The sequence below is a fragment of the uncultured Marinococcus sp. genome (assembly GCF_947493875.1).
GTDB lineage: Bacteria > Bacillota > Bacilli > Bacillales > Marinococcaceae > Marinococcus.
Genome location: NZ_CANLSU010000002.1, coordinates 365,318 through 388,554, shown reverse-complemented (window position 1 = coordinate 388,554; position 23,237 = coordinate 365,318). Strand labels below are relative to the sequence as shown.

Annotated in this window: 25 protein-coding genes and 1 riboswitch; of the genes, 4 read left to right on the top strand and 21 right to left on the bottom strand. The window is 47.9% G+C overall.

Annotation, left to right across the window (positions count from 1 at the left end; genetic code table 11):
• Nucleotide 1: 1 nt before the first annotated feature.
• From Q0757_RS04830 to Q0757_RS04735, 20 genes are all read right to left on the bottom strand, one after another.
• Nucleotides 2-1,513 (bottom strand): sodium-dependent transporter, encoded by a 1,512-nt coding sequence (locus tag Q0757_RS04830; RefSeq protein ID WP_298785236.1) that lies wholly within the window; start codon nt 1,511-1,513, stop codon nt 2-4.
• 205 nt (nt 1,514-1,718) lie between these two features.
• Nucleotides 1,719-2,705 carry an alpha/beta hydrolase gene (locus Q0757_RS04825; RefSeq protein ID WP_298785235.1) on the bottom strand — a complete coding sequence of 329 codons (987 nt, stop codon included), beginning with the start codon at nt 2,703-2,705 and terminating at the stop codon, nt 1,719-1,721.
• 228 nt (nt 2,706-2,933) lie between these two features.
• A complete protein-coding gene (locus Q0757_RS04820; protein ID WP_298785234.1) occupies nt 2,934-3,428 on the bottom strand; it encodes a dihydrofolate reductase in 495 nt (164 codons plus the stop codon).
• Nucleotides 3,425-4,219, bottom strand: a complete 795-nt coding sequence (locus Q0757_RS04815) for a thymidylate synthase (RefSeq protein WP_298785233.1) — start codon at nt 4,217-4,219, stop codon at nt 3,425-3,427. Before Q0757_RS04815 ends, Q0757_RS04820 begins: the two co-directional genes overlap by 4 nt.
• 97 nt (nt 4,220-4,316) lie before the next feature.
• Nucleotides 4,317-5,720 carry a bifunctional UDP-sugar hydrolase/5'-nucleotidase gene (locus Q0757_RS04810; RefSeq protein ID WP_298785232.1) on the bottom strand — a complete coding sequence of 468 codons (1,404 nt, stop codon included), beginning with the start codon at nt 5,718-5,720 and terminating at the stop codon, nt 4,317-4,319.
• Between the two features lie 76 nt (nt 5,721-5,796).
• The gene (locus Q0757_RS04805) at nt 5,797-6,666 is read right to left on the bottom strand and encodes a DUF72 domain-containing protein (RefSeq protein WP_298785394.1); all 870 of its coding nucleotides are present in this window, start codon (nt 6,664-6,666) and stop codon (nt 5,797-5,799) included.
• 122 nt (nt 6,667-6,788) lie between these two features.
• Nucleotides 6,789-8,189 carry a Fe-S cluster assembly protein SufB gene (gene sufB / locus Q0757_RS04800; RefSeq protein ID WP_298785231.1) on the bottom strand — a complete coding sequence of 467 codons (1,401 nt, stop codon included), beginning with the start codon at nt 8,187-8,189 and terminating at the stop codon, nt 6,789-6,791.
• A gap of 69 nt (nt 8,190-8,258) precedes the next feature.
• Nucleotides 8,259-8,705 (bottom strand): Fe-S cluster assembly sulfur transfer protein SufU, encoded by a 447-nt coding sequence (gene sufU / locus Q0757_RS04795; protein WP_022793933.1) that lies wholly within the window; start codon nt 8,703-8,705, stop codon nt 8,259-8,261.
• On the bottom strand, nt 8,692-9,915 hold the full coding sequence (locus tag Q0757_RS04790) for a cysteine desulfurase (RefSeq protein ID WP_298785230.1): 1,224 nt from the start codon (nt 9,913-9,915) through the stop codon (nt 8,692-8,694). The genes sufU and Q0757_RS04790 overlap by 14 nt, the downstream gene beginning before the upstream one ends.
• Nucleotides 9,915-11,225 carry a Fe-S cluster assembly protein SufD gene (gene sufD, locus Q0757_RS04785; RefSeq protein WP_298785229.1) on the bottom strand — a complete coding sequence of 437 codons (1,311 nt, stop codon included), beginning with the start codon at nt 11,223-11,225 and terminating at the stop codon, nt 9,915-9,917. Before sufD ends, Q0757_RS04790 begins: the two co-directional genes overlap by 1 nt.
• 25 nt (nt 11,226-11,250) lie before the next feature.
• A complete protein-coding gene (gene sufC / locus Q0757_RS04780) occupies nt 11,251-12,039 on the bottom strand; it encodes a Fe-S cluster assembly ATPase SufC (RefSeq protein ID WP_298785228.1) in 789 nt (262 codons plus the stop codon).
• 404 nt (nt 12,040-12,443) lie between these two features.
• Nucleotides 12,444-13,277 (bottom strand): MetQ/NlpA family ABC transporter substrate-binding protein, encoded by an 834-nt coding sequence (locus tag Q0757_RS04775; RefSeq protein WP_298785227.1) that lies wholly within the window; start codon nt 13,275-13,277, stop codon nt 12,444-12,446.
• A 26-nt stretch (nt 13,278-13,303) separates the two neighbouring features.
• Entirely contained in the window at nt 13,304-13,933 is a 630-nt protein-coding gene (locus Q0757_RS04770) for a methionine ABC transporter permease (protein WP_298785393.1), read from the bottom strand.
• A 31-nt stretch (nt 13,934-13,964) separates the two neighbouring features.
• Nucleotides 13,965-14,984, bottom strand: a complete 1,020-nt coding sequence (locus tag Q0757_RS04765) for a methionine ABC transporter ATP-binding protein (RefSeq protein ID WP_298785226.1) — start codon at nt 14,982-14,984, stop codon at nt 13,965-13,967.
• Between the two features lie 158 nt (nt 14,985-15,142).
• Nucleotides 15,143-15,250: riboswitch (SAM riboswitch) on the bottom strand.
• A 166-nt stretch (nt 15,251-15,416) separates the two neighbouring features.
• Nucleotides 15,417-15,800, bottom strand: coding sequence for a glycine cleavage system protein GcvH (gene gcvH / locus Q0757_RS04760; protein ID WP_298785225.1), 384 nt, complete (start codon nt 15,798-15,800; stop codon nt 15,417-15,419).
• Between the two features lie 30 nt (nt 15,801-15,830).
• Nucleotides 15,831-16,190, bottom strand: coding sequence for an arsenate reductase family protein (locus tag Q0757_RS04755; RefSeq protein WP_298785224.1), 360 nt, complete (start codon nt 16,188-16,190; stop codon nt 15,831-15,833).
• A 72-nt stretch (nt 16,191-16,262) separates the two neighbouring features.
• A complete protein-coding gene (locus Q0757_RS04750; protein WP_298785223.1) occupies nt 16,263-17,030 on the bottom strand; it encodes an STAS domain-containing protein in 768 nt (255 codons plus the stop codon).
• Nucleotides 17,011-17,667, bottom strand: coding sequence for a B12-binding domain-containing protein (locus Q0757_RS04745; protein ID WP_298785222.1), 657 nt, complete (start codon nt 17,665-17,667; stop codon nt 17,011-17,013). Before Q0757_RS04745 ends, Q0757_RS04750 begins: the two co-directional genes overlap by 20 nt.
• Entirely contained in the window at nt 17,667-18,041 is a 375-nt protein-coding gene (locus Q0757_RS04740) for a hypothetical protein (RefSeq protein ID WP_298785221.1), read from the bottom strand. Before Q0757_RS04740 ends, Q0757_RS04745 begins: the two co-directional genes overlap by 1 nt.
• Nucleotides 18,038-18,343, bottom strand: coding sequence for an antibiotic biosynthesis monooxygenase (locus Q0757_RS04735; protein WP_298785220.1), 306 nt, complete (start codon nt 18,341-18,343; stop codon nt 18,038-18,040). The genes Q0757_RS04740 and Q0757_RS04735 overlap by 4 nt, the downstream gene beginning before the upstream one ends.
• 318 nt (nt 18,344-18,661) lie before the next feature.
• On the opposite strand from Q0757_RS04735, the gene thpD reads away from it, so the two are divergent.
• Nucleotides 18,662-19,600, top strand: coding sequence for an ectoine hydroxylase (gene thpD / locus Q0757_RS04730; protein WP_298785219.1), 939 nt, complete (start codon nt 18,662-18,664; stop codon nt 19,598-19,600).
• Between the two features lie 66 nt (nt 19,601-19,666).
• Here the strand turns inward: thpD and Q0757_RS04725 are convergent, their stop codons facing one another.
• Nucleotides 19,667-19,867: a hypothetical protein gene (locus Q0757_RS04725; RefSeq protein WP_022793919.1), complete on the bottom strand. Its 201-nt coding sequence runs from the start codon at nt 19,865-19,867 to the stop codon at nt 19,667-19,669.
• A gap of 302 nt (nt 19,868-20,169) precedes the next feature.
• On the opposite strand from Q0757_RS04725, the gene ilvD reads away from it, so the two are divergent.
• The 3 genes from ilvD to Q0757_RS04710 all read left to right on the top strand — a co-directional run bounded on the left by ilvD (nt 20,170) and on the right by Q0757_RS04710 (nt 23,111).
• Nucleotides 20,170-21,864, top strand: coding sequence for a dihydroxy-acid dehydratase (gene ilvD, locus Q0757_RS04720; protein WP_298785218.1), 1,695 nt, complete (start codon nt 20,170-20,172; stop codon nt 21,862-21,864).
• Nucleotides 21,865-22,014: 150 nt separating this feature from the next.
• Nucleotides 22,015-22,701: a DsbA family protein gene (locus Q0757_RS04715; RefSeq protein WP_298785217.1), complete on the top strand. Its 687-nt coding sequence runs from the start codon at nt 22,015-22,017 to the stop codon at nt 22,699-22,701.
• A 5-nt stretch (nt 22,702-22,706) separates the two neighbouring features.
• On the top strand, nt 22,707-23,111 hold the full coding sequence (locus Q0757_RS04710) for a disulfide oxidoreductase (RefSeq protein WP_298785216.1): 405 nt from the start codon (nt 22,707-22,709) through the stop codon (nt 23,109-23,111).
• Nucleotides 23,112-23,237 lie beyond the last annotated feature (126 nt).

Genomic DNA, 23,237 nt, shown 5'->3' with positions numbered 1-23,237 from the left:
TTTACTCAGCCTCCTCTTTGGATAAGCCTTTCCAGCGTATGAGGGACATAATGATGCCTGCCGCTAAAGCAGCGAGGGCCACGGCCCAGCCGCTGGCGAAAATAAATCCGTCTGTATACCCGGCGTAATTTCCATTTTCGGTATCAAACTGGTTTAGAATGTTTTGCAGGAATAAATCGATCATCATATAACCAAGCACAATTGGCGTAATGATGCCAAGGCATACCTTCCACCAGCTGCCAAGGCGGATATCAGAAATGGCGTTGGCGTGCTGTTGAAATTCCGGGAGCTTGCGGAGCACCCATGCAATCAATACCACTTCCACCAGACCAAGCAGAGCCACGCCAAATTGATTGATAAAGTAATCGGCTGCATCGAGGAAGTTCAGACCGCCGCGGGTAGCAAATATCAGGGAACATAAGGCCGCTGCGCCGCCACCGATACCGACTGCTTTTCTGCGCGCCCAGCCGAATTTTTCCTGCAGGCCTTTAATGTACGTCTCGGCGATAGAAATAAGTGATGATAATCCTGCCAGGGCGAGCGACAGGAAGAAAAGAACACCAAACAGGCCGCTGAGCGCCGGAAATTCACTGATAATCTGCGGAAAGACGACAAAGGCAAGTCCGACACCGCCGGCTACCACTTCCTCCACCCCGACATTCAGCTGCTGGGCCATAAACCCGAGAGCTGAAAAGACGCCGATCCCGGCAAGCAGCTCAAAGCTGGAGTTACTAAAGCCGGTAATAAAGGCATTGTTTGTAATATCTGACTTCTTCGGCAGATAACTGGAATAGGTGATCATAATCGCAAAAGCGATGGATAGACTAAAGAAAATCTGTCCGTATGCGGCGACCCAGACACCGCCCTGGGTAAGCGCCCCAAAATCCGGTTCAAAGAAAGCCTGAAGACCTTGTGCTGCCCCCGGAAGAGTGACTGCACGGATACAGATGATAAGAAAGATAACGACCAGCGTCGGAATAAAAATTCGGTTTGCCAGTTCAATCCCGCGCTGCACCCCTTTAAATAATATGCCGAGCGCAATCGCCCAGACGATGATTAACGGAATAAGCACCCCGATCGTCATGCCGCCGAACTGCCCGGGAGCTGCCAGCTGCAGATAGTCGTTAAACAAAAATGCTTCGGTGTCTGCCCCCCAGCTTAAATTGAAGGAAAAAACGGTGTAGGACAAGGACCAGGCGATGATAACAGGATAATATGTAGAAATAACAAATGCTACCGCCACGGCCCACCAGCCGATCCACTCCACATTTTTGTTCATTTTTGAATACGTTCTTGGTGCTGCGCTCCGGTATTTATGGCCCATGGTAAATTCCATGATCAAAAGCGGAATACCCGCTGTCAGCAGCGCAAATAAGTATGGGATAAAAAATGCGCCGCCGCCGTTTTCAAACGCCGTAGCCGGAAAGCGCCAAATGTTTCCGAGCCCGATCGCAGATCCAACTGCTGCCATAATAAAGCCCGCACGTGTTCCCCATTGTTCTCTTGCAGCCATCAAGCTTCCTCCTTTTTGTCTGTTACATGACTATGTGAACATCAGCCGATGCACAACTTTTGTCTGATAATTCATTATATTTATCTTTCTTTGCCTTGTCAAAGTACAAGGGAGAAAAGTTTTTTGTAAACGCTTGTTTTTTATTAAAGGGAGCTCTTTTTTTAAAGCCCCCTTTTTTGCTGCTTTTATCACGGTCAGAAGGTCATCACCGATTTTTAAGCCACGAAGCTATTGCTTCATGCGAATCCGATTCTGTTACTACGCCGAAATGAGAAAGATCTTCCTTCAGCACAACCTCCGCATGCTTCTGATTTTCAAATAACGAAGGATACGCTTCCACGTGAAATGAACGGTCCTTTTCACCTGCTATTACAAGGGTGTCTGACTCCAGGCCCTGAATATCCTTTTTGTAATCATCTCTTGGATGCATCGATGTTTGAAGCCTGTAGCTGTAATATAAGGTTTCTGTCCCGTCCCGGTAACTTTCAGGCATGTTAAATGAAATGACGTCTTTGCCGTTAAAGAACGTAACTCCCAAATTATTGAAAATTGACAGAGCTGCCATGCGCGGAATATTGGGATTCGACCATCCCTGTCCGGTATTTTGGTTCACCTCTGAATTGTGATGAATGTAAGGCGTAAGCAGAAGATATCCGTCCACGTCCACCTCTCTACTGCCGCCAGCAAAGCGAATAACACTCCCACCGCCACTTGAGTGGCCGCCCAGGTAAAGAGAAGCTTCCGGGTATTTTTCACGGACGTGAACAATCAGCTGCTCCAGATCGCGCTCAATCTGTCCGACATAATCTACGTCTCCCCTGCTTTCAGTCGTTGGGCCGTGCCCACGAAGGTCAGGAGTTACTACCGTTGCCGCCTCCTGTGCTGCCAGCTCTTTCGCTAAAGGATGAAGGTAGCTGCTGTGGTATCCGGAGCCGTGCAGCATAATTACTATTCGTTCACTTTCTTCCGACTGGTAGCTCCGGTAGGCTAACCTTTCGCTATCTGCACCTTTGTAAAAGGAAAGCTCTGGAAGATCCGGACCACTTTCTTTCACTTCGCTAAAAGCAAAGCTCTCCATATTTCCCGAAGGTTCTTCAGTAGTGCTGAAAAATACCAATCCTGCAAGGACAGCTGCGAAAATCCCCGTGCTGATTCCGGCGATAACGACGATCCTTTTAACTGCGGGCTTCATTTTTCCACCAGCCTTCCGCCTTAAAAAGTCGAAAAAACCGTACGAATAAAAATTGTGTGCCCACGCGCCTAAAGATCAGTACTGATTAAAACCTAAGAGCTCCATTGACTGTTCAATTCATTTTTTCTATTTTAACATAGAGCATCCAGGTGCCGGTTGAGCTTTAAATTCATTCAGCCCTCCTCTTCAAAAAAACCGGCAGCCTTCACAGGTCTGCCGGGATTGTTTTCAATCGTTAAAGCTTTTTCGTTTGTAGGTTACGTACCGGTGTGGATGCCTGTTTTTTTCATCCACGGGTCCTTCTTCCTTTTCAGCAATCTCCCATTCCGATTCATTCCATTCCGGAAAATACGTATCTCCCGGAACCTCGGCGTCAATATGGGTCAGATACATATAAGAGGCGTCGGGCAGCAGCTCTGTGAAAACCCCGCTGCCTCCGATAACGTAATACAGCTTCTCTTCCCCGGCAAGCCGGCGGATGTCCTCAATATCATTCACCACCTGTGCCCCTTCATGTGACCAGTCCGTATTTCCCGTGATAACGATATTTGTGCGTGATGGGAGCGGCCCGTTCATCGATTCAAATGTTTTCCTGCCCATAATAACGGTCCCGTGCTTTGTTACCTGTTGAAAATGCTTCAAGTCAGCAGGAAGATGCCAGGGGAGGTCATTTTTATATCCGATCACCCGGTCATTTGCGACTGCAGCTACAAATGCGATCATACAGACACCTCACCTTTAATATGCGGATGCGGGTCGTACCCTTCGAGAGAAAAATCATCAATGGTAAAATCAAAAATAGAGTCTACGTTCCGGGTAATTTTCATTTCCGGAAGGCTTCTCGGCTCACGCTCAAGCTGCGTTCTGATTTGTTCCACGTGGTTGTTATAAATATGAGCATCCCCGAATGTATGAATAAATTCTCCAGGCTCAAGGTCACACACGTGTGCGATCATTTGCGTTAAAAGGGCGTACGAAGCGATGTTAAACGGCACGCCAAGAAAAATATCTGCGCTCCGCTGGTACAGCTGGCATGACAGCTTTCCGTCCTGGACGTAGAACTGGAACAGGCAGTGGCACGGTGCAAGCGCCATATCTTCGATTTCTGCTGCGTTCCAGGCGCTGACGATCAGTCTCCTTGAGTCCGGATTCGTTTTGATCGCTTCCACCACGTCTGAAATCTGGTCCACTGTTTTGCCTCCTGCTCCTTCCCATGACCGCCACTGCTTGCCGTAGATTGGCCCTAAATTGCCTTCTTCATCTGCCCAGGCATCCCAGATTTTCACTTTATTTTCTTTCAGATAGGCAATATTTGTTTCTCCCTGTAAAAACCAGAGCAGCTCATGAATAATAGAACGCAGGTGCAGTTTTTTCGTAGTGATTACCGGAAAACCCTGCTGCAGGTCAAAGCGCATCTGCCATCCAAAGGTGCTGATTGTGCCCGTGCCGGTTCTGTCATCTTTCTTCCCGCCATTTTCGAGTACGTGACGGCAGAGATCTAAGTATTGTTTCACGTTTATGCCTCCCTATGTTTGTACTTCTATTACCGCATGACAGAAGCACCTTCAAGCTTAACAGCAAGCTGAAGGCATTCCATCTGCAGGCAAATTATCAGGACCTGGCTGTATACTGTTTTACCAGTACATCAGCCAGAATATCCCGCATCATTTCCGGCATATAGTATTGTTTCGATTCTGCGTTGGATAAGCCGGTGTATAACGGACCGAGCGTAAACATATCAAGCGTGGCCAGCTCATACGTTTCTGCGTGATCAAGCAGGTCATCTCCGATCCGGATACTCTGCACCGTCCATTCTCCGTATTTGTAGTCCGCTTCTATCTGCATGCCGCTAAATACCATATGACCGAGCATCTCCCCACGGAAGCCAAATCCCTTCAGCGGCAGACGGATCATTTCCTCCGTAAAAGCCTTCTTTACTACTTCTTCAAGCACATCCCCCTTCACCGCCACTACGCATGGGTTGATCGGATGAGGACACAGGCGGTGAATATCTTTCTTCGTCACCGGTCCTGCCGGCAGCGAATGAAGAAGCAGTCCTGAATTCAACATGGAAATTTCTGCTTTGCACCACTCCCGCAGCCCGTCGGCAAGAAGCGAGGCAAATGGAGAGTCCCGGGTCCATGACACCGATAGCGGCTCTGCAATCTCCGTCACTACTTCATTCATATCTTTATCTGCTTCGTCCTCAAGCGCTCCCAGAAGCCTTTCAGTGACTGGGGAAGGCTTTTGCCGGCGCATATCCACCGTTCGTCCAGCAATGCCTGAAGGGCGCTGCGAACCTTCTTCAAACCGGAGTTCAAGCTCTCCAGCGTGCATACCAAATTTTCCGCACTGCGTAATCAACGTATTGTCCATCCATTCCGGTTCTTCAAGCAGATGGTGGGTGTGTGCTCCCAGAATAACATCAAAATCATAGGAGGAAGCGAGCTCTAAATCCTTCGGATAGCCAAGGTGCGACATTAAAACCATCACGTCCGACTGTTCCCGCAGCTCGGGCAGAAATGCTTCTATCACATGCTCAGGATCCGTGATCTTCCAGTCCAGTCCTTCATAAAACGGATAAAAAGGAACGGTCACGCCGAGCAGGCCGATCCGTACCCCTTCTTTTGTCGTATGGATACTATATGGCTCCGCCCATTCTGGACGGCGGCCGTCTGTATCAAACAGGTTGGCCAGAAGCACCTGAAACCCGGCACCATCGTACATATGGTTCAGCTCTTCTTTTGAAAACGTGATGCCTTCATTATTCCCAATCGCAGCATACTGAATCCCTGCTTCATTCATCAGCTCCACATTTCCTTTTCCTCGTGTAGCTTCTGTGACGGCGTGCACCCGGTCAGTGTGGTCCCCGAGATCCAGAAGAAGGACTGACTCCCCCCGCTCCTGCCGGAATTTTTCCCGTTCTTTTAAATATGCTGCTGTTCGTGTCCATTGATCCAAATCGCTGTGAATATCGTTTGTGTGGTACAGGTAAACAGAAAAACTGGAGGACAACAGGTCTCACCGCCTTTGTGCTCGTTTCCACATGCTGAGGTGCAGAAACGAGTGCATTTCATCTTCTTTTATCTTACTACGAATCACGGGTCTCGTCATTAAAGAGAGAAGTTTGTTTTGGAGTAAGGCCTTCGTATTCAATACCGGAAAGCTCGAGCAGCCGGCGTGCGTTCGGAGCCGCGTGGCGTTCGGAATTATTATTAAAAATCATATACACGTCGCTGCTTTCTTTTTGCAGCCTTTCCGCCCGTTCCTGCCATTCCTGAAGCTCTGCATCGGAATAATTATAGCGATAGCGCACCTTTCGCCATTCCTGGCCGCGTGCTGGCTTCAGCCATGCGTTCCTGTCACGCCCGTGCAGACGAATTAACGTTTTGGAAGACGTGGTGGCTTCTTCAACAATCGGCACTGACCCGCCTTCGATCTGCGGTTCGTCCACCACGGAATGGATCCAGTCTTCATTTTTCATGAATTCGAGCGTTTTTTCCCGGAAGGTCGGATGAAACCATGACTCATGGCGGAACTCAAGAGCACAGGGGAATTCGTGCAGCTGATCTCTTAAGTAGCGGAGATAGTCCACATTTTCCCGGTTGCATTCAAACCAGGGCGGAAACTGGCAAAGCACCATCGCTAATTTACCTGCTTCCTTCATCGGACGTACCGACAGAGCGTACTGCTCGAACATTTCCTTTTTTGATTCATATTTGCTCGGACCCCGCTGGTGCCCGGTCATTTCCTGATAGGCCTTCATAATAAATTGAAACGAATCCGGCGTCTCCCGGAGCCATTTGTCTATATTTTTCTTCGGCTGAATAGCGTAGAAGGAAGAATCCACCTCTACAGTTGGAAAATATTTGCTGTATTCCTTCAGCTTATCAGTCTGCTTTAATCCTTTTGGGTAAAGGGAGTCGTGATCCCCCCAGCCGGTTAAGCCAACGTATATCATCATTTATTCACCTCCCTGTTCTTTTCACGTTCTTCTTTAAAATAAAACAAAAAAACTGCCCTTTTTAGAGCAGTAGCAGCTCTTTAAAGGACAGTTCCTATTTTTCGTACTGGGCAGAAAGATTAACCGATGGATCCTTCCATTTCAAAGCTGATCAAACGGTTCATTTCTACGGCATATTCCATTGGCAGTTCTTTTGTGAACGGCTCAATGAAGCCCATAACGATCATTTCAGTTGCTTCCTGTTCACCAACGCCGCGGCTCATAAGATAGAAGAGCTGCTCTTCCGATACTTTTGATACCGTTGCTTCGTGTTCAAGAGCAATATTGTTGTTATAAATTTCGTTGTACGGAATCGTATCCGAAGTGGATTCGTTATCCATAATCAACGTATCACATTCGATTTTCGATTTGGAACCGTCGGACTTGCGTCCAAAGTTCGCAATACCGCGGTACGTTACTTTTCCGCCCTGTTTCGAAATGGATTTCGAAACGATAGTGGAGGAACAGTTTGGAGCCAGGTGCATTACTTTTGCGCCTGCGTCCTGATGCTGGCCGCGGCCGGCGATAGCGATGGAAAGAACAGTACCTTTCGCACCTTCACCGCGCATAATAATCGATGGATATTTCATCGTCAATTTGGAGCCAATGTTACCGTCAACCCATTCCATGGTGGCGCCTTCGTCTGCAACTGCCCGTTTTGTAACGAGGTTGTAAACGTTTGGTGCCCAGTTTTGGATCGTTGTATAACGGCAGTACGCATCTTTTTTCACGATGATTTCAACAACGGCACTGTGCAGGGAATCCGTGGAGTAAACTGGTGCGGTACACCCTTCTACATAATGCACGGAGCTGCCTTCGTCTGCAATGATCAGCGTACGCTCAAACTGTCCCATGTTTTCCGAATTAATCCGGAAATAAGCCTGAAGCGGAGTTTCTACTTTTGCACCTTTTGGTACATAGATGAAGGAGCCGCCGGACCATACTGCGGAGTTCAGCGCCGAGAATTTGTTATCTGACGGCGGGATAACTTTTCCGAAGTGCTCACGGAACAACTCTTCGTTTTCCTTCACTGCTGTATCTGTGTCTTTAAACACGATACCCTGATCTTCAAGCTCTTTTTCCATGTTGTGATATACAACTTCGGATTCGTACTGTGCAGATACCCCTGCCAGATACTTTTGCTCCGCTTCCGGAATACCGAGCTTATCGAATGTGTTTTTGATTTCTTCCGGTACTTCGTCCCACGATTTTTCAGAACGCTCGGACGGTTTTACATAATACGTAATAGCGTCAAAGTCCAGTCCGGAGAGATCGCCGCCCCATTGCGGCATTGGTTTTTTATAGAAGATTTCCAGCGATTTCAGACGAAAGTCAAGCATCCACTGCGGCTCTTCTTTAATTTTAGAAATTTCTTTTACAATTTCATCTGTAAGGCCTTTACCCGAACGGAAGATGGAAACGTCTTTGTCATGAAAACCATACTGATAGTCTTCACCAATTTCCGGCATTTGTTTTGCCATATGAAAATACCTCCTTAGAGTCGGGAATAAGTAGTCTCATTCCCGCTGCGTTTCAAGCACGTTGCTGTATTATGAACGGTTTTCTTCTTCCACTAACCCTTTTTCCATGGCTTTCCACGCAAGTGTCGCGCATTTAATACGGGCAGGAAACTTCGTCACGCCCTGCAGAGCTTCGATATCGCCAAGGTCGTATTTCGTATCGTCGATCTCTTCGCCCTGCATTAACTGCGAAAACATCTGCGCCATATCCAGTGCTTCTTCGACAGTATGGCCTTTGACAGCCTCTGTCATCATCGAAGCGGAGGACAAGCTGATCGAGCAGCCTTCCCCAACGAACCTTGCATCGGCGATTTGTTCCTCTTCCACTTTCAGCTGAAGCTGAATGCGGTCGCCGCATGTCGGGTTGTTCATGTTGACATGAAGTGTTTCTTCCTCCAGGTCGCCTTTGTTTCTCGGATTTTTATAGTGATCCATGATGACCTGGCGGTAAAGTGTATCTAAATTATGCGAAGACATCACCGAAATACTCCTTTACTCTTATTAACCCCTCTGCCAAAGCATCAATATCTTCTGTGGAGTTATAAAGATAAAAACTGGCACGGGCGGTAGAAGCAACGTCAAGCCACTTCATTAACGGCTGGGCACAGTGATGGCCGGCGCGTACCGCAATACCTTCCGCGTCGAGCACGGTGGCGACGTCATGCGGATGCACGTCCTGCACGTTGAATGTCACAATTCCAGTCCGTTCCTTCGGCCCGTATATTTCCAGGCCGTCCACCGCCGATAACTGCTTCAGCGCGTATTGGCCAAGCTCTTTCTCGTGAGCAGCAATGTTATCCAGGCCTATCTCTTTCAGGAAATCAATTGCTGCCCCTAAACCAATAGCACCAGCAATGATCGGTGTGCCCCCTTCAAACTTCCACGGGGTTTCTTTCCATGTTGAATCATAGAGCCCTACAAAGTCAATCATTTCGCCGCCAAATTCCACCGGCTCCATATTTTCCAGGAGAGATTTTCTGCCGTAGAGCACTCCAATGCCGGTTGGTCCGCCCATTTTGTGGCCGGAAAAGGCGTAAAAATCCACATCCAGATCCTGCACGTCCACCGTCATGTGCGGCACACTCTGTGCACCGTCCACGACGATGACCGCTCCGTGTTCATGGGCGATAGCGGCAATATCTTTAATGGGGTCAACCGTGCCAAGTACGTTTGACACGTGACTGACCGCCACAATTTTTGTTTTTTCGGAAACGGCTCTGCGTACATTTTCTGCCGTCACCGTTCCGTCTGCTTCGAGCTCCACATACCGGAGCTGGGCTCCGTTACGTTTTGCTGCCTGCTGCCACGGAATAATATTGGAATGATGCTCTTTTTCTGTCAGGACGATTTCATCGCCCTCCTGCAGATGAGCATCCCCGTAGCTTGAAGCTACTGTGTTAATACCGACTGTTGTACCGCGGTTGAAGATAATCTGCTGAGAGGAAGGGGCGTTGATGAAGGAGCGGACCTTTTCCCGTGCTCCTTCATACTCGTCCGTTGCCATGCTCCCAAGCGTATGCACGCCGCGGTGGACATTTGAATTATAACGGCGGTAATAATCACTGACCGCTTCGATTACCTGCAGCGGTTTTTGGGAAGTTGCCGCAGAGTCGAGATAGACAAGCGGACTTCCGTTTACCTCCTGCTGCAGTATAGGAAACTGTTCACGAATGGCTTTTACATCCATTAGTATACTTTCCTTTCGATAACCTCCGTCAGACGATCTTTCACAGCTTGAATTGGCAGTGCGTCTACTACTGGAGCAAGGAAGCCGTGAATAATAAGGCGTTCTGCTTCTGTCTTCGGAATACCTCGGCTCATCATGTAGTAAAGCTGAACCGGATCAACACGACCTACAGAAGCTGCGTGACCGGCTGTAACGTCGTCTTCATCAATAAGAAGAATCGGGTTCGCGTCGCCGCGGGCACGTTCGCTGAGCATGAGTACACGTTCAGTTTGCTCCCCGTTGGCTTTGGTCGCCCCGTGTTCAATTTTGTTAATGCCGTTAAAGATAGCGGAGGCTTTGTCCTTCATAACGCCGTGAGTCAGAATCTGGCCGTCTGTATTTTTGCCAAACTGGATAATATGGGCCCAGAAGTTCTGGCTCTGCTCTCCGCGTCCGATAGCCACAGATTTTTTGTCAGAAGTCGAACCATCGCCTACAAGTGCAGTCGTATTGTCCGATACTGTGTTACCCTCGTTCATCTGGCCGAGTGCCCAGTCGATGCTTGCATCTTTGAGGGCGTAGCCGCGGCGGTTGGTATAAACCGTGGTCGCTTTCTCTAAGTGGTCCACGCCGCCAAAGGAAACGTTCGCGCCTTCTTCTGCATAAACCTCTGCGATCGCATTAACAACGGAAGGTGTCTCTGTATCATAGGAAACGTAGTTTTCAAGGTACGTCACTTCGCTGTTCGCTTCGGCTACAATAACCACGTGGTTGAACAGTCCCATATCAGCCTGTTCGAGCCAGTAGATTGTTTGAAGCGGAGCTTCAACCTTTACGTTTTTCGGAACGTAGATGAATGTACCTCCGTTCATGAGCGCTACGTTAAGCGCTGTAAAGCGATGCTCGTCCACCTGTACGGCATTGCCCATGAAATAACGCTCAAGCAGATCGCCGTGCTCAATAGCCGCTGTTGCGATGTCTGTGAAAATTACGCCCTGTTCTTCAAGCGTAGCGCTTGCTTCATACAGAACCGTCTGGCCATCTCTTTGCACAAGGAGATTCTGCTGTGCAGCGTTTTTATCGATAAGTCCCTGCACCTGTTCGTGCAGTTCCTCAGACGAAGAAAAAGTTTCCTTCGGAGTGCCTTCGTGTTCAAATTCGGTAAAGTTCCAGGTTTTAATGTTCGTTTTTTCCGGCTTCGGCATTTCCAGCTTTTCTGCTAAACGGCTGGCGCTTAGCCGCTGGTCCTTCAGCCACTTTGGTTCGTTCTGTTTAGCCGAGAAATCTTCAACGTATTTCTCGTCATATTTCCAAGTAGTATCTATAGACATTATTTCGCCTCCCCTGCTGTTAAAATTATTCCTGTGGTTCCCCAACGCGTTCGTTTTCAATGCCGAGTTCTTCCTTAATCCACTCATAGCCTTCGCTTTCGAGACGCTGAGCTAGTTCGGCGCCGCCGGATTTAACGATGCGTCCCTGCATCATGACGTGTACTTTATCCGGAGTAATGTAGTTTAAGAGACGCTGATAGTGAGTGATGATTAAGGCGCCAAAGTCCGGGCTTTTCATGTCGTTTACGCCTTTGGAAACGACTTTGAGCGCATCGATATCAAGACCGGAGTCGATTTCGTCCAGGATAGCGATTTTTGGTTCCATCATGAGAAGCTGAAGAATTTCATTACGCTTTTTCTCACCGCCGGAGAACCCTTCGTTTAAGTAACGCTGGGAGAACGATTCGTCAATTTCAAGCATGTTCATTTTTTCGTCCATCTGGCGGATAAATTTCATCAGCTGGATTTCGTTTCCTTCTCCGCGCTTAGCATTAATGGCTGAACGCATAAAGTCAGAGTTTGTTACACCGCTCACTTCACTAGGATACTGCATTGCGAGGAAGAGGCCTGCTCTTGCGCGCTCGTCGACTTCCATGTCGAGTACGTTTTCTCCATCAAGCGTAATAGTTCCTTTAGTGATTTCATATTTCGGGTGGCCCATCACTGCAGAAGCAAGGGTGGATTTACCTGTTCCGTTTGGTCCCATGATTGCGTGGATTTCTCCGCCGTTCATTTCCAGGTCGAAGCCTTTAATGATTTCAGTACCTTCAATTTCTACATGCAAATTCTCAATTTTCAAGTTCGGCGTTGCCATTTTGCATACCTCCATATTTTGGAATCAAGCGGAAACCGCTGTTTTTTCTCTATTTATTATAATTATTATTTTATAACAAATGTAAACTGACTTCAAGCAAACTCGCTTTCTCTCCCGATATATTTCATTTTTTTGCTACTATATGGCAAAAAACCGCACGGGAAATAAATGAGAATACGCTCATTTCATTCTCAATAAAAGCGTTCATACAAAAAGGAGGGTGCCTATACAAACCAATTGCAGGAACGACCCTCCCTATCCAATGCTTTTCTTCAATCACTCTTACAGTATACCAAACCTGACTGAGAAGTAAAAAAGGAAAAACTCTTTCAATGAAGATTCCCTTCTATTTTTCTCCCAATATAAAAGGCCGGACTCAGTCAACGAGTCCGGCCTGACCGCTATTACTCCTCTGCAGGAATGACGGCTCCGTCATATTCTTCTTCAATAAATTCCTGGGTTTCATCCGACTGCAGCACATCTACAAGCGTCTGAATTGTTTCATTATCTTCATCCTCTGCCCGGGCTGCTATCACATTCACATACGGATTATCCTCCGGACTTTCAAGCGCAATAGCGTCCTCCTGAGGGTTCAGCTCTGCATCAATTGCATAATTGGAATTGATGAATACGGCATCCCCTTCGCCGTTATTATACACCTGCGGAAGCGTAGCCGCGTCAATGTCCGCCTGGAACTGCAGGTCTTTCGGATTTTCGGCAATATCATCCACTGTTGCTTCAACGCCGGCGCCTTCTTCAAGCGTGAGGACGCCTTCCTGCTCAAGCATCTGCAGAATCCGGCCGTGGTCTGCCACCGAGTTACTCATAATTATTTCTGCTCCGTCCGGAAGGGCATCAAGGCTGTCATACTCCTGGGAATAAACACCGATTGGCTCGATATGAATGCCGCCCATATTGACGAAGTCAAACTCTTCATTTTCTTCCATCTGATCTTCAAGGTAAGGAATGTGCTGAAAATAGTTTGCATCAATTTCTTCCGAAGCAAGCGCTTCGTTTGGAACAATATAGTCATTGAATGTTTCGATTTCAAGCTCCACATTTTCTTCCGACAGCTGGTCTTCGGCAAACTCCAGAATTTCTGCGTGCGGGACGCTTGTAGCCCCTACCGTAAGTGTCTGTGTTTCTTCTTCGGAACCGCCGCCTGACTCTGAATCAGAGCCGCAGGCTGCCAGTACTGCCGTAGAAAGTAGTGAAACGCCAAGTAGTGTTTTTTTCATGAAAAATTCCCCCGTTAATATAATAATTATCGTTTATCTATCTGTCTCGTCCAAATATCGCCGATCCATTGCAGAATGAAGACAATAACAAGAATCAGCACTGTAGCAACAAATACTACTTCATTATTGCTGCGCTGGAACCCTTCCTGATATGCAAGGTTCCCAAGGCCTCCGCCGCCTACAACACCGGCCATGGCAGTATAGCTGACCAGCGTAATACCAGTCACGGTGATGCCGGAGATTAAGGACGGCAGCGCTTCCGGCAGAAGCACTTTTTGAATGATCTGCCACTGGCTCGCTCCCATCGCCTGTGAGGCTTCAATAACGCCCTTGTCCACCTCTCTCAGACCAATCTCCACCAGGCGGGCGTAAAACGGGGCGGCACCGATAATCAGTGCCGGCAGTGCTGCGCTCGGTCCAAGCATCGTGCCAATCAAAAAGGTTGTAAACGGAATAAGCAGAATGATCAGGATAATAAATGGAATAGAGCGGAAAATATTAACGATCGCTGCTGTCACCGTATGCACCGGCTTGTTTTCCCACATGTTTCCTTTATCTGTTAAATACAGCAGTACCCCGAGTATCGTACCGAGTAAAAATGTGGCTGCCACGGCAATCAGGCTCATATAGACGGTTTCCCACGTAGCAATCCACATGTTTTCCCAGTTTATTTCCGCTGTCAAATTATTAAACACGCTCCATCACCTCTGCTTCTATCTCTTCTTCGCGGAGGTAGGCCAGCGCCTTATCGATTTCTTCGCTGCTGCCTTTGATGCGGATGAAAAGGGAACCGTAGCTGCCGCGCTGCGTCTGGGAAATTTTTCCCTGAATAATGTTTACATCCACATCAAACTGGCGGATGACCTTGGAAATAAAGGGCTGTTCAGCTTTGTTTTCCAAAAACTTCAGCTGGACAACTGCACCGTTCTCTTCTTCATCGAACACAATTTCCGAGGCATCTTCCTCCGGCTCCGTAATCTGACGGACAAATTCTTTCGTCATATGCTCCCTCGGATTCCGGAATACCTGGAGCACAGGTCCTTCTTCAACGACTCTGCCGCTCTCCATTACCGCCACCCGGTGGCAGATTTTACGGATCACATGCATTTCGTGCGTGATCAGAACTATGGTAAGTCCCAGCTTTTTATTAATATCTGTCAGCAGAGCAAGAATAGAATCTGTTGTTTTCGGGTCCAGTGCCGATGTTGCTTCGTCACACAGCAGCACCTTCGGATTGTTAGCAAGGGCCCTTGCAATACCGACCCGCTGCTTCTGGCCGCCGCTCAGCTGGGAGGGATAGGCATCCTCACGGCCTTCAAGACCGACGAGGTCAACCAGCTCCTGAACCCGTCTGCTTCGTTCCTGCTTTGACTGTTTTGCGATTTCGAGCGGAAAGGCAATGTTTTCTGCCACCGTGCGGGACCACAGCAGGTTAAAGTGCTGGAATACCATGCCTATTTCCTGGCGCGCACTGCGCAGGGACTGTCCTTTCAGGGAAGTAATGCTTTCTCCTTCAATGGTTACTTCACCACTGGTAGCCGTTTCGAGCTTATTTAACAGCCTCACAAGCGTACTTTTGCCCGCACCGCTGTAGCCGATAATTCCGAAAATTTCTCCTTCATCAATAGAAAGGTTGACGTTATCTACGGCGGTAACAGTTTGTGTTTTTGTCTGAAAGGCTTTGGATAAACCTTTTAATTGGATCATACCGCTCTCTCCTTCATCGTTTTTCTTTATCTTTATTAAAACGATGTAAATAGTATGTTTTAAATCGTCATGATTCCGGTAGTTATTCTTTTTCCATACCGGACCATAAAGAAAAAACCCTTCTGCACACGAGCAGAAAGGTTTTAAAGGATCCTTTCCACTCATCTTGCAGACACGTATGCCTGCAGGAATTGGCACCATGTCTGCTTATGCAGACTGGTTGCCGGGTTTCACAGGGCCAGCCCCTCCACCTCTCTTGATAAGTGAACGATGATTATCCGTTCATATTTGACGATGCTATTGATAATAGCACCTTTGCCTATAAGCGTCAACCTTTAGTTTTCATCCCCGAAAAACTGGAAAGCAGCCAAACAGAAACTGTTCATAAAAAGAAGCCGCCCTTCAAAAGGACGGCTTCTATGTAAATCAGTATTAATCATCACTTACCATGTCTGAATACTGGGCTGGTGACATCAGGTCGTCCAATTCACTTTCATTGGAAGGTTCTACAACGATCATCCAGGCTTTTTCATATGGAGATTCGTTGACGAATTCAGGAGAATCATCCAGATTTTCGTTAATTTCTACGACCTTTCCTGTAACCGGGGCGTAAAGCTCTGATACCGTTTTAACGGATTCTACACTTCCAAACGGCTCTCCTGCTTCAAGTTCATCTCCCACTTCCGGAAGCTCTACGAATACAATGTCGCCAAGCTCGGACTGGGCGAAGTCCGTGACACCGACACGAAGACGTCCGTCTTCTTTTTTAACCCATTCGTGTTCTTCTGAATACAAAAGTTCGTCTGGTACACTCATACATAATCGTCCTCCTTCAAATAAATACTATTACGATTTCCACTTTTCCTCAAAAACTGGTTCCTTAAACCCAAGGGTGACACTCTCGCCGTCTGTCACAATAGGCCTTTTCAAAAGCATCCCGTCAGAAGTCAGCCATTCCAGCACCTCTTTTTCAGATGCTTTCGGAAGCCGGGTTTTCAGATCCATTTCCCGGTACTTCTTTCCGCTTGTGTTAAAGAAATGCTTCCACTCAAGCCCTTCCTGTTCTTTCCATGCTTTTAATTCTTCCTTCGAAGGGGGATGTTCCACAATATGATACTCTTCAAAAGAAATATCCTCTGCTTCCAGCCACTTTTTTGCTTTGCGGCATGTACCGCACGGGGGATACCCGTAAAAAGTAAGTGCCAACTGCCAGGCCTCCTCCACACGCTTTCTTCCCTTTTATTGTAGCGGAAACCTTAGCGGTTGGAAAGTTTCATTTTACTTTTCACTCCTGAGAGAAGCCGTCAATATTTGTTCAAGCGAACGGCTGAATTCAAAAGTAAAGGCAGCATGCATCTCCTGAAGCTGCTTAGCCTGGCGTGGAAGCACCCCGGTAACGATAACCTTTGTTCCCATCAATGCAAGCGCCTCAAAGGTTCCACGTAATTCCTTCATTCCTTTTTCGTTCACTTCTCCTACTCCAGTAAAATCGAAAATAGTTTTTTCGTACTCCCCGCGGTGCCAGGCACTTGTGATTTTTTCTGTAATCAGCGTCACCTTCTGCTCGTTAATATCACCGTGCAGAGGCACAAGGGCCATTTCTTTTGTAATTTCAATAAAAGGAGCAGATAAAAGATAGTTTTCCTGAACAACCGCTTCCATCGTTTCTTTTTCCTCGAGCAGCTCTGTATTCGTCTCCCGGAGTCGATCACGCAAACGTTCGAGCTTCCCTGAAACATTTCGGTAGCTTTGGTCCTTTGGGACCAGCAAAACACGAATATGCAGGTCATTGCTTTTTTTCGTGTAAGCATCCACCACCGTGGGAGTATTATCTGCCGTCAAAAAAATCAACTCCGTACTATCTTCTTCCGGCAACTCGTAAAACAATCGTTTTGCCTTTTCCCAGCTTCCTTCATCCAGCCACTCATAAAAAAATTCCTTGTTTCCAAAACGACTTCGCGCGGAAGCAGACATATAGATAATTTTATAATTTTTATCAATTTGTACGTAAGGAAGCGGCAGATCATCAGGAATGAGATCTGGCATATACGTCGTCCTCCCCTTTTCCGGCGATCCAATTCTCAAGGGTGCGCAGGCCGTCCATCCGGATAACTTTTCCAGAAAATAATTCGCTCACATCCCGCTCTCTGGCTATTTTTCCGCCGAGAAGCACTGCCGGCTTTTCTTTCAGCTCAGTAAACGCCTCAATGTAGGAAAACAATGAAGGAAGACGGTATGAAAGGGCGGCCGACATAGCCACAGCCTGCGGCTGCCATTTTTCCGCAAAAGCGAATGCCTGCTCCGCCGGAAGGTTTGGCCCGAGATACTTTACTGACCAGCCGTGTTCCCGGAAGATGGACGCTGCCATTCTTAAACCTAAATAATGCTGTTCTTCTGCTACTCCGAAAAGCAATGCTTTCGGCGCTCCCAGCTGCCGGTTGTCTTCACGCCCCTCCAGCCGCGAAAGCAGAAAATCACAAGTAGCTGTGGCCAAATGTTCATCAGCAACCGATATTTTATTTTTTTGCCACAGCTCACCTACATGATACATAGCGGGCGTCAGAAGATCTTCATAAATTTCAGTCAATGTCATGTGCTTATTTACTTTTTGAATTTCCTGCCAGGATTCTTCATCGAGTCCATCCAGCATCATATCTGTCAGGTCTTCAGGTCGTATCGCCATTAATTGTCACCTTGTTTCTGAATGTTTTCTTCAAGCAGTCTAATACTCTTTTCTATACATTCTGTGAAAAATAGCCGTTCTTTTTCGTTCAAGTATAACGAAAAAACTGTTTTTAATCGTTCAAAGTTATCAATAATGATGGTAGTAGGTACACCGCGCTCGTTTAAGACCGATTCCAACCACGCTGTATAATCAAGAAAAAAGGAAATGTCAGAAAGAGCATAGGACGTTTCAAGGTGTTTAAGATGGTGATGATTATCTTCTTCTGTTTTCTCCCGTCCCCTTTCTTTAAACTTGTCCCAAAGCCAGGGGTGGGCTTTGTATATTTCTTCGGATACGTGCTGAACTATTTTTTCTTTTACCTCCGGCGTCATTCTGCTACCACCTGGTACTGATGGACTTCTGGTATGATGCCAGCAAGCTCCTGATCCGGATAGTTCTTTTCCAGTTCATGAATCTCTTTGAATTCTTTACTGCGCGCCCAGTTCAGATAGTTTTGTTTGGACGACCATACCATGTAGACCGTCAGCTCACCGGGCTTTTTTTCGTTTTGCAGAAGCTGAAACTTCAAAAAGCCTTCTGCCTTATCGACCCGGCCCGATCTATTTTTATAAATCTCAATAACTTCATCCGCTTTTTCTTCCGGTACTTTAAACGTGGAAGTAACAATGTGCATATAAGATCCTCCTGTGTCGACTTTTCAATGCTTAACATTGTACCAATCCCAAAGGGCGGATGCCAATGCCAAATCTCCCGGCACAACAGAAAGTATACGAATATATACTAGGTGATCCAGAGAAGATGTTAACGCTTAAAAAAATGAATTTTTTTAATATGAGTCCAATACGCACCATATCCGGCTTAGAAGTTTTCCTGCTTATTTAATTATTAAAAATTTTCCGTTTCTAATGTTTATTCCTTTTTAAGCCGGGAATGTGTCTGACTGACTGAGGATTTAATCCTTGGTTAAAATATAAAGGAGGTATTTGGAACAATGGCAGTCGATAAATATCCATCCAGACAAGGCGACCATAAGGAAATCATGAACCGGAAGGGTCCGGTAGTCCACGGAAACGCCGGCTATGATGGCCCGTTGCAGCAGAAGGAACTGGACTTTTACGACGAGAACGGCTACCTCATGCTCCAGAAGCTGTTTACCGATGAGGAAGTCGAGATGATGAAACGCGAGCTCCGGGAAACGATGGAGCGCAACGAACAGCGCGACGCGCCCGACGTGATCAAGGAGCCGAACAGCAACGAAGTCCGCTCCGTGTTCGAAATCCACAAGGACAGCGGGTTCTTTGAAATGCTCGCCAAAAACGAACGCATTGTCAAAGCCGCCGAGCAGATCCTCGGCAGTCAGGTGTATATGATGCAGTCCCGGATAAACTTTAAGCCAGGCTTTAAAGGTAAGGAGTTCTACTGGCATTCGGATTTTGAAACCTGGCACATGGAGGACGGCATGCCGGACATGCGTGCGCTCAGCTGCTCGATCATTCTGACGGACAACTACGAGTTCAACGGCCCGCTCATGCTGATCCCCGGCTCGCAGAAATGGTACGTGTCCTGCCCGGGCATCACGCCGGAGGACAACTTCAAGCAGTCACTCAAAAAGCAGGAGACCGGCGTGCCGGACAACGAAAGCATGGAATGGCTCACGGAGCAGGCCGGCGGCCAGATTGACCGCGCGACCGGCCCGGCGGGCTCGGTGCTCTTCTTTGACTGCAACACGATGCACGGCTCGGCCGGCAACATTTCGCCGTACCCGCGCAGCAACGTCTTCTTCGTGTTCAACTCGGTGGAAAACAAGCTCGTGGATCCGTTCAGCGGCCAGGAGCCGCGGCCGGAATTTCTGGCCAACCGCCAGGACACTTCCGCGATCCAGCCAAGCTCGGATCGTCTTTCGCACAGAACTTCCACTTCTGCAAAATAAGACGCAAAAAGCATCCGGAAAAACCGGATGCTTTTTCATGCTTTTCATTATTATGTCGGTCTTCACTCACCGTTTGAATGCCTGGTCCTTTTCGTCGTTTGATTTCTGTGTCAGCAGTACGCTGTACAAAATCGCAAAAACCATGCCGCTGAAGCCAATCATTTGAATAATAACACTTTCGAATCCCTGCAGCTGCAGAGTCCCCGTTAAAAACAGAGCGAGAAACGCAACCAACATTGCCACAGCCCATATAATTGGCTCCTTCATCGTTATCCCTCCATTTTCTCCCCTAAGTGGAGATAGGTTATCTATATCATAATAAACTTCCCCTCCTTTTCCCATCTATCTGTGAAGTTATCTCCCACACTAATTTTTTCATTTGTCAGAAATAACTTTTATTCACCATCGCTGTTACATTGAAACAATCAACTATTCCTAGTATGATAGTGAATAGTCCTTGTTAGATAGACATTTGTATATGCAGAGAAAAATACCCGTGCTGCGTATGGAGCACGCGAACCGTCATGCACATTGTCTGCGACGAAACTTCATGAGAGAGGGTCATAGCGATGGGAAAAACAGAAAAAGATTTACGCAACCGCAGTAAAGTCATCAGCGAGGGAGCGAACCGGGCTCCAAACCGGGCGATGCTTCGTGCCGTCGGCTTTACGGACGATGATTTTAAAAAACCGATGATCGGCATTGCAAGTACGTGGAGCGAGGTTACTCCGTGTAACGTACATATCGACAATCTTGCACGCCACGCAAAGCAGGGAGCTTCTGCCAACGGAGGCGCTCCGCTTATTTTCAACACGATTACCGTATCAGATGGCATTTCAATGGGCCACGAAGGAATGCATTACTCTCTTCCAAGCCGTGAAATTATCGCAGACTCGATTGAAACTGTCACCAACGCAGAACGTTTAGACAGCGTCGTAGCGATCGGAGGCTGTGACAAAACGACGCCAGGTTGTCTCATTTCCCTGGCCCGTATGAACATTCCTTCCGTGTATGTTTATGGTGGAACTATTCAACCAGGCAAACTAGACGGCAAAGACATCGATCTTGTTTCTTCCTTCGAGGCTGTCGGCCAGCACCAGACCGGCCAGATCAGCGACGAAGAGCTTCACCAGGTGGAATGCAACGCCTGCCCGGGCGCCGGTGCCTGTGGTGGTATGTATACAGCCAACACGATGGCTGCTGCGGTAGAAGCGCTTGGCATGAGCATTCCCGGCTCTTCCTCCACGCCTGCGATTTACGAATACAAAGAAACCGAGTGCAGGCAGGCCGGGGAATTAACCATCGAGCTGCTTGAAAATAATATCCTTCCAAAGGATATTATGACGAAAAAGGCGTTCGAAAATGCCATTACGGTTGTTATGGCGCTTGGCGGCTCCACTAACGCGTTTTTACACCTTCTCGCAATTGCTCATTCGGCAGACGTGGATCTGTCCTATGACGATTTTGAGCGCGTCCGCCAGAACGTGCCGCATATTGCCGACCTGAAACCGAGTGGCAAGTATGTCATGCAGGACCTTTATGAAATTGGCGGGGTGCCGGCAGTCATGAAGCTTCTCCATGAGGAAGGACTGCTGCACGGCGACTGCCTTACGGTAACGAGCAAGACGCTTGCAGAAAACCTTGACGCTGTACCTTCCCTAAAGGAGGGACAGGAAGTTATCCGCCCTCTGGCTGAACCGTTCAAAAAAACCGGCCCGCTTGTCGTTTTAAAAGGAAACGTCGCACCGGAAGGCTCTGTGATCAAGCTGTCCGGCCAGAAGATCAGCCGGTTCGAGGGTACAGTAAAAGTATTTAACAGCGAAGAATCGGCCACAAAGGCCATCATGGACGGGGACATTGTTGAGGGTGACGTGCTCGTTATCCGTTACGTCGGCCCACAGGGCGGCCCGGGCATGCCGGAGATGCTTTCTGTTACTTCCATGATCGTCGGCCGCGGCCTCGGCGGTAAGGTAGCTCTTATGACAGACGGTCGCTTTTCCGGCGGATCGCACGGCTTCGTTATTGGGCACGTAGCGCCTGAAGCAAGCGCTGGTGGACCGATCGGCCTGCTTGAGAACGGCGACACTATCTCCATTGACAGTGACACGCAGGAGATCAACCTCCACATTTCCGACGAAGAGTTTGAAAGACGCCGGAACGCCTGGCAGGCGCCGGACCTTCCGGAAAAACGCGGAGCTCTTGCCAAATACGCCAAACTCGTTTCTTCCAGTGCTAAAGGTGCAGTTACAGACGCAGATTTATAAATTTTACGGGAGCTGCCTCTTCAGGCAGTTCTCTTTCTTTTTAGTAGTTTTTTTACGGACTCTTGAGTTTCCAACAATTTATGGTAAATTATGAAGGTACTGAATTCTACGTTTGATACATATACAGCACAGGCACGAAAGGAGTACCCTATGTCCAAAAAACCAAGGCCGAGTTCGGGCCGTACATTTGCAGCCATTGTAGCCGTTATAGCTGTGATTTTGCTCGCTATTATTCTTGTCGGGAATTTCAGCGGCGGCAGCAGTAATAATTCCGGCGGGGGCAGCGGAGAAAATCTTGATACAAGCGGCCAGCCGCTTAAAGGGGACGAGGAGGCCCCGGTAACGGTCGTTGAATTCGGGGACTATAAATGCCCAGCGTGTAAAAATTTTCATGAATCTGTTGTTCCTGAAATCGAATCCCAGTTTATCGATTCCGGCGATGCCACTTTCCATTACGTGCATTACCCATTTCTAAGTGAAGATTCCACGACAGCGGCAGAATTCAGTGAAGCCGTCTACGGTGAACTCGGGGATGAAGCCTTCTGGAATTTCCATGATACGTTGTTTGCCAATCAGCCGCAGAACGAAAGCGGCAGCTACTTTGACCAGGAGCGTCTGACGGAGCTGCTCCAGCAGACTGCTTCCGAAGAAGAAGTAACAACAGTGGTCGATGCTTTTGAAAACGGCACCTATGAAGAAAACGTGGAGAATGACCGTTCCATGGCCGGAGACCTTGGTGTAAACAGCACACCTTCCGTATTTGTGAACGGAGAATTGTTTGAAGGTGACAGCTACCAGGAGCTGCTCGACATGATTGAAGAAGAGGCAGGGGAATAGCGTCTATGGAACGTTGGTTAAGTACGGCCTGGCTGGTGGCCATTATCGCGACGCTCGGCAGCTTATCGTTCAGCGAAATTTTAGGGTACACCCCATGCGAGCTTTGCTGGTACCAGCGCATTCTTATGTACCCGCTCGCCGTTATTTTAGGCATTGCTGTATTTCGCGGGGAGCGACAGGTCATATGGTATGCGCTTCCTCTTGCAGTCCCCGGCATGCTGCTTGCTGGTTACCATTACCTGTATCAGAAGCTTCCGGTGCTGCAGCATGCAACGGAATGCACCGGGACGGTTTCCTGCTCCGATCAATCCGCGCAGTGGCTCGGGTTCATTACTATCCCTTTTCTTTCATTTACGGCATTTTTGATTATTTCCATCGCTCTTTTGGTTATCGCTGTAAGCAAAAAATAGTCACATGCCATCATCAGGCACGTGACTATTTTTTATTGTTCTTCGGACGAAGCCACTGCTTCTTCAATAAATTTTTATAATCAAAAAAACCGGCCCGCCTTTTCAGGCAGACTGGCTTTTCACATG

Bases quoted from the DNA above. Each gene is read 5' to 3' on its own strand.
- Q0757_RS04830 (WP_298785236.1), bottom strand. From the start codon at position 1,513: ATGGCTGCAAGAGAACAATGGGGAACACGTGCGGGCTTTATTATGGCA.
- Q0757_RS04825 (WP_298785235.1), bottom strand. From the start codon at position 2,705: ATGAAGCCCGCAGTTAAAAGGATCGTCGTTATCGCCGGAATCAGCACG.
- Q0757_RS04820 (WP_298785234.1), bottom strand. From the start codon at position 3,428: ATGATCGCATTTGTAGCTGCAGTCGCAAATGACCGGGTGATCGGATAT.
- Q0757_RS04805 (WP_298785394.1), bottom strand. From the start codon at position 6,666: ATGATATACGTTGGCTTAACCGGCTGGGGGGATCACGACTCCCTTTAC.
- sufB (WP_298785231.1), bottom strand. From the start codon at position 8,189: ATGGCAAAACAAATGCCGGAAATTGGTGAAGACTATCAGTATGGTTTT.
- sufU (WP_022793933.1), bottom strand. From the start codon at position 8,705: ATGTCTTCGCATAATTTAGATACACTTTACCGCCAGGTCATCATGGAT.
- Q0757_RS04790 (WP_298785230.1), bottom strand. From the start codon at position 9,915: ATGGATGTAAAAGCCATTCGTGAACAGTTTCCTATACTGCAGCAGGAG.
- sufD (WP_298785229.1), bottom strand. From the start codon at position 11,225: ATGTCTATAGATACTACTTGGAAATATGACGAGAAATACGTTGAAGAT.
- sufC (WP_298785228.1), bottom strand. From the start codon at position 12,039: ATGGCAACGCCGAACTTGAAAATTGAGAATTTGCATGTAGAAATTGAA.
- Q0757_RS04775 (WP_298785227.1), bottom strand. From the start codon at position 13,277: ATGAAAAAAACACTACTTGGCGTTTCACTACTTTCTACGGCAGTACTG.
- Q0757_RS04770 (WP_298785393.1), bottom strand. From the start codon at position 13,933: ATGTGGATTGCTACGTGGGAAACCGTCTATATGAGCCTGATTGCCGTG.
- Q0757_RS04765 (WP_298785226.1), bottom strand. From the start codon at position 14,984: ATGATCCAATTAAAAGGTTTATCCAAAGCCTTTCAGACAAAAACACAA.
- gcvH (WP_298785225.1), bottom strand. From the start codon at position 15,800: ATGAGTGTACCAGACGAACTTTTGTATTCAGAAGAACACGAATGGGTT.
- Q0757_RS04750 (WP_298785223.1), bottom strand. From the start codon at position 17,030: ATGCCAGATCTCATTCCTGATGATCTGCCGCTTCCTTACGTACAAATT.
- Q0757_RS04745 (WP_298785222.1), bottom strand. From the start codon at position 17,667: ATGGCGATACGACCTGAAGACCTGACAGATATGATGCTGGATGGACTC.
- Q0757_RS04740 (WP_298785221.1), bottom strand. From the start codon at position 18,041: ATGACGCCGGAGGTAAAAGAAAAAATAGTTCAGCACGTATCCGAAGAA.
- Q0757_RS04735 (WP_298785220.1), bottom strand. From the start codon at position 18,343: ATGCACATTGTTACTTCCACGTTTAAAGTACCGGAAGAAAAAGCGGAT.
- thpD (WP_298785219.1), top strand. From the start codon at position 18,662: ATGGCAGTCGATAAATATCCATCCAGACAAGGCGACCATAAGGAAATC.
- Q0757_RS04725 (WP_022793919.1), bottom strand. From the start codon at position 19,867: ATGAAGGAGCCAATTATATGGGCTGTGGCAATGTTGGTTGCGTTTCTC.
- ilvD (WP_298785218.1), top strand. From the start codon at position 20,170: ATGGGAAAAACAGAAAAAGATTTACGCAACCGCAGTAAAGTCATCAGC.
- Q0757_RS04715 (WP_298785217.1), top strand. From the start codon at position 22,015: ATGTCCAAAAAACCAAGGCCGAGTTCGGGCCGTACATTTGCAGCCATT.
- Q0757_RS04710 (WP_298785216.1), top strand. From the start codon at position 22,707: ATGGAACGTTGGTTAAGTACGGCCTGGCTGGTGGCCATTATCGCGACG.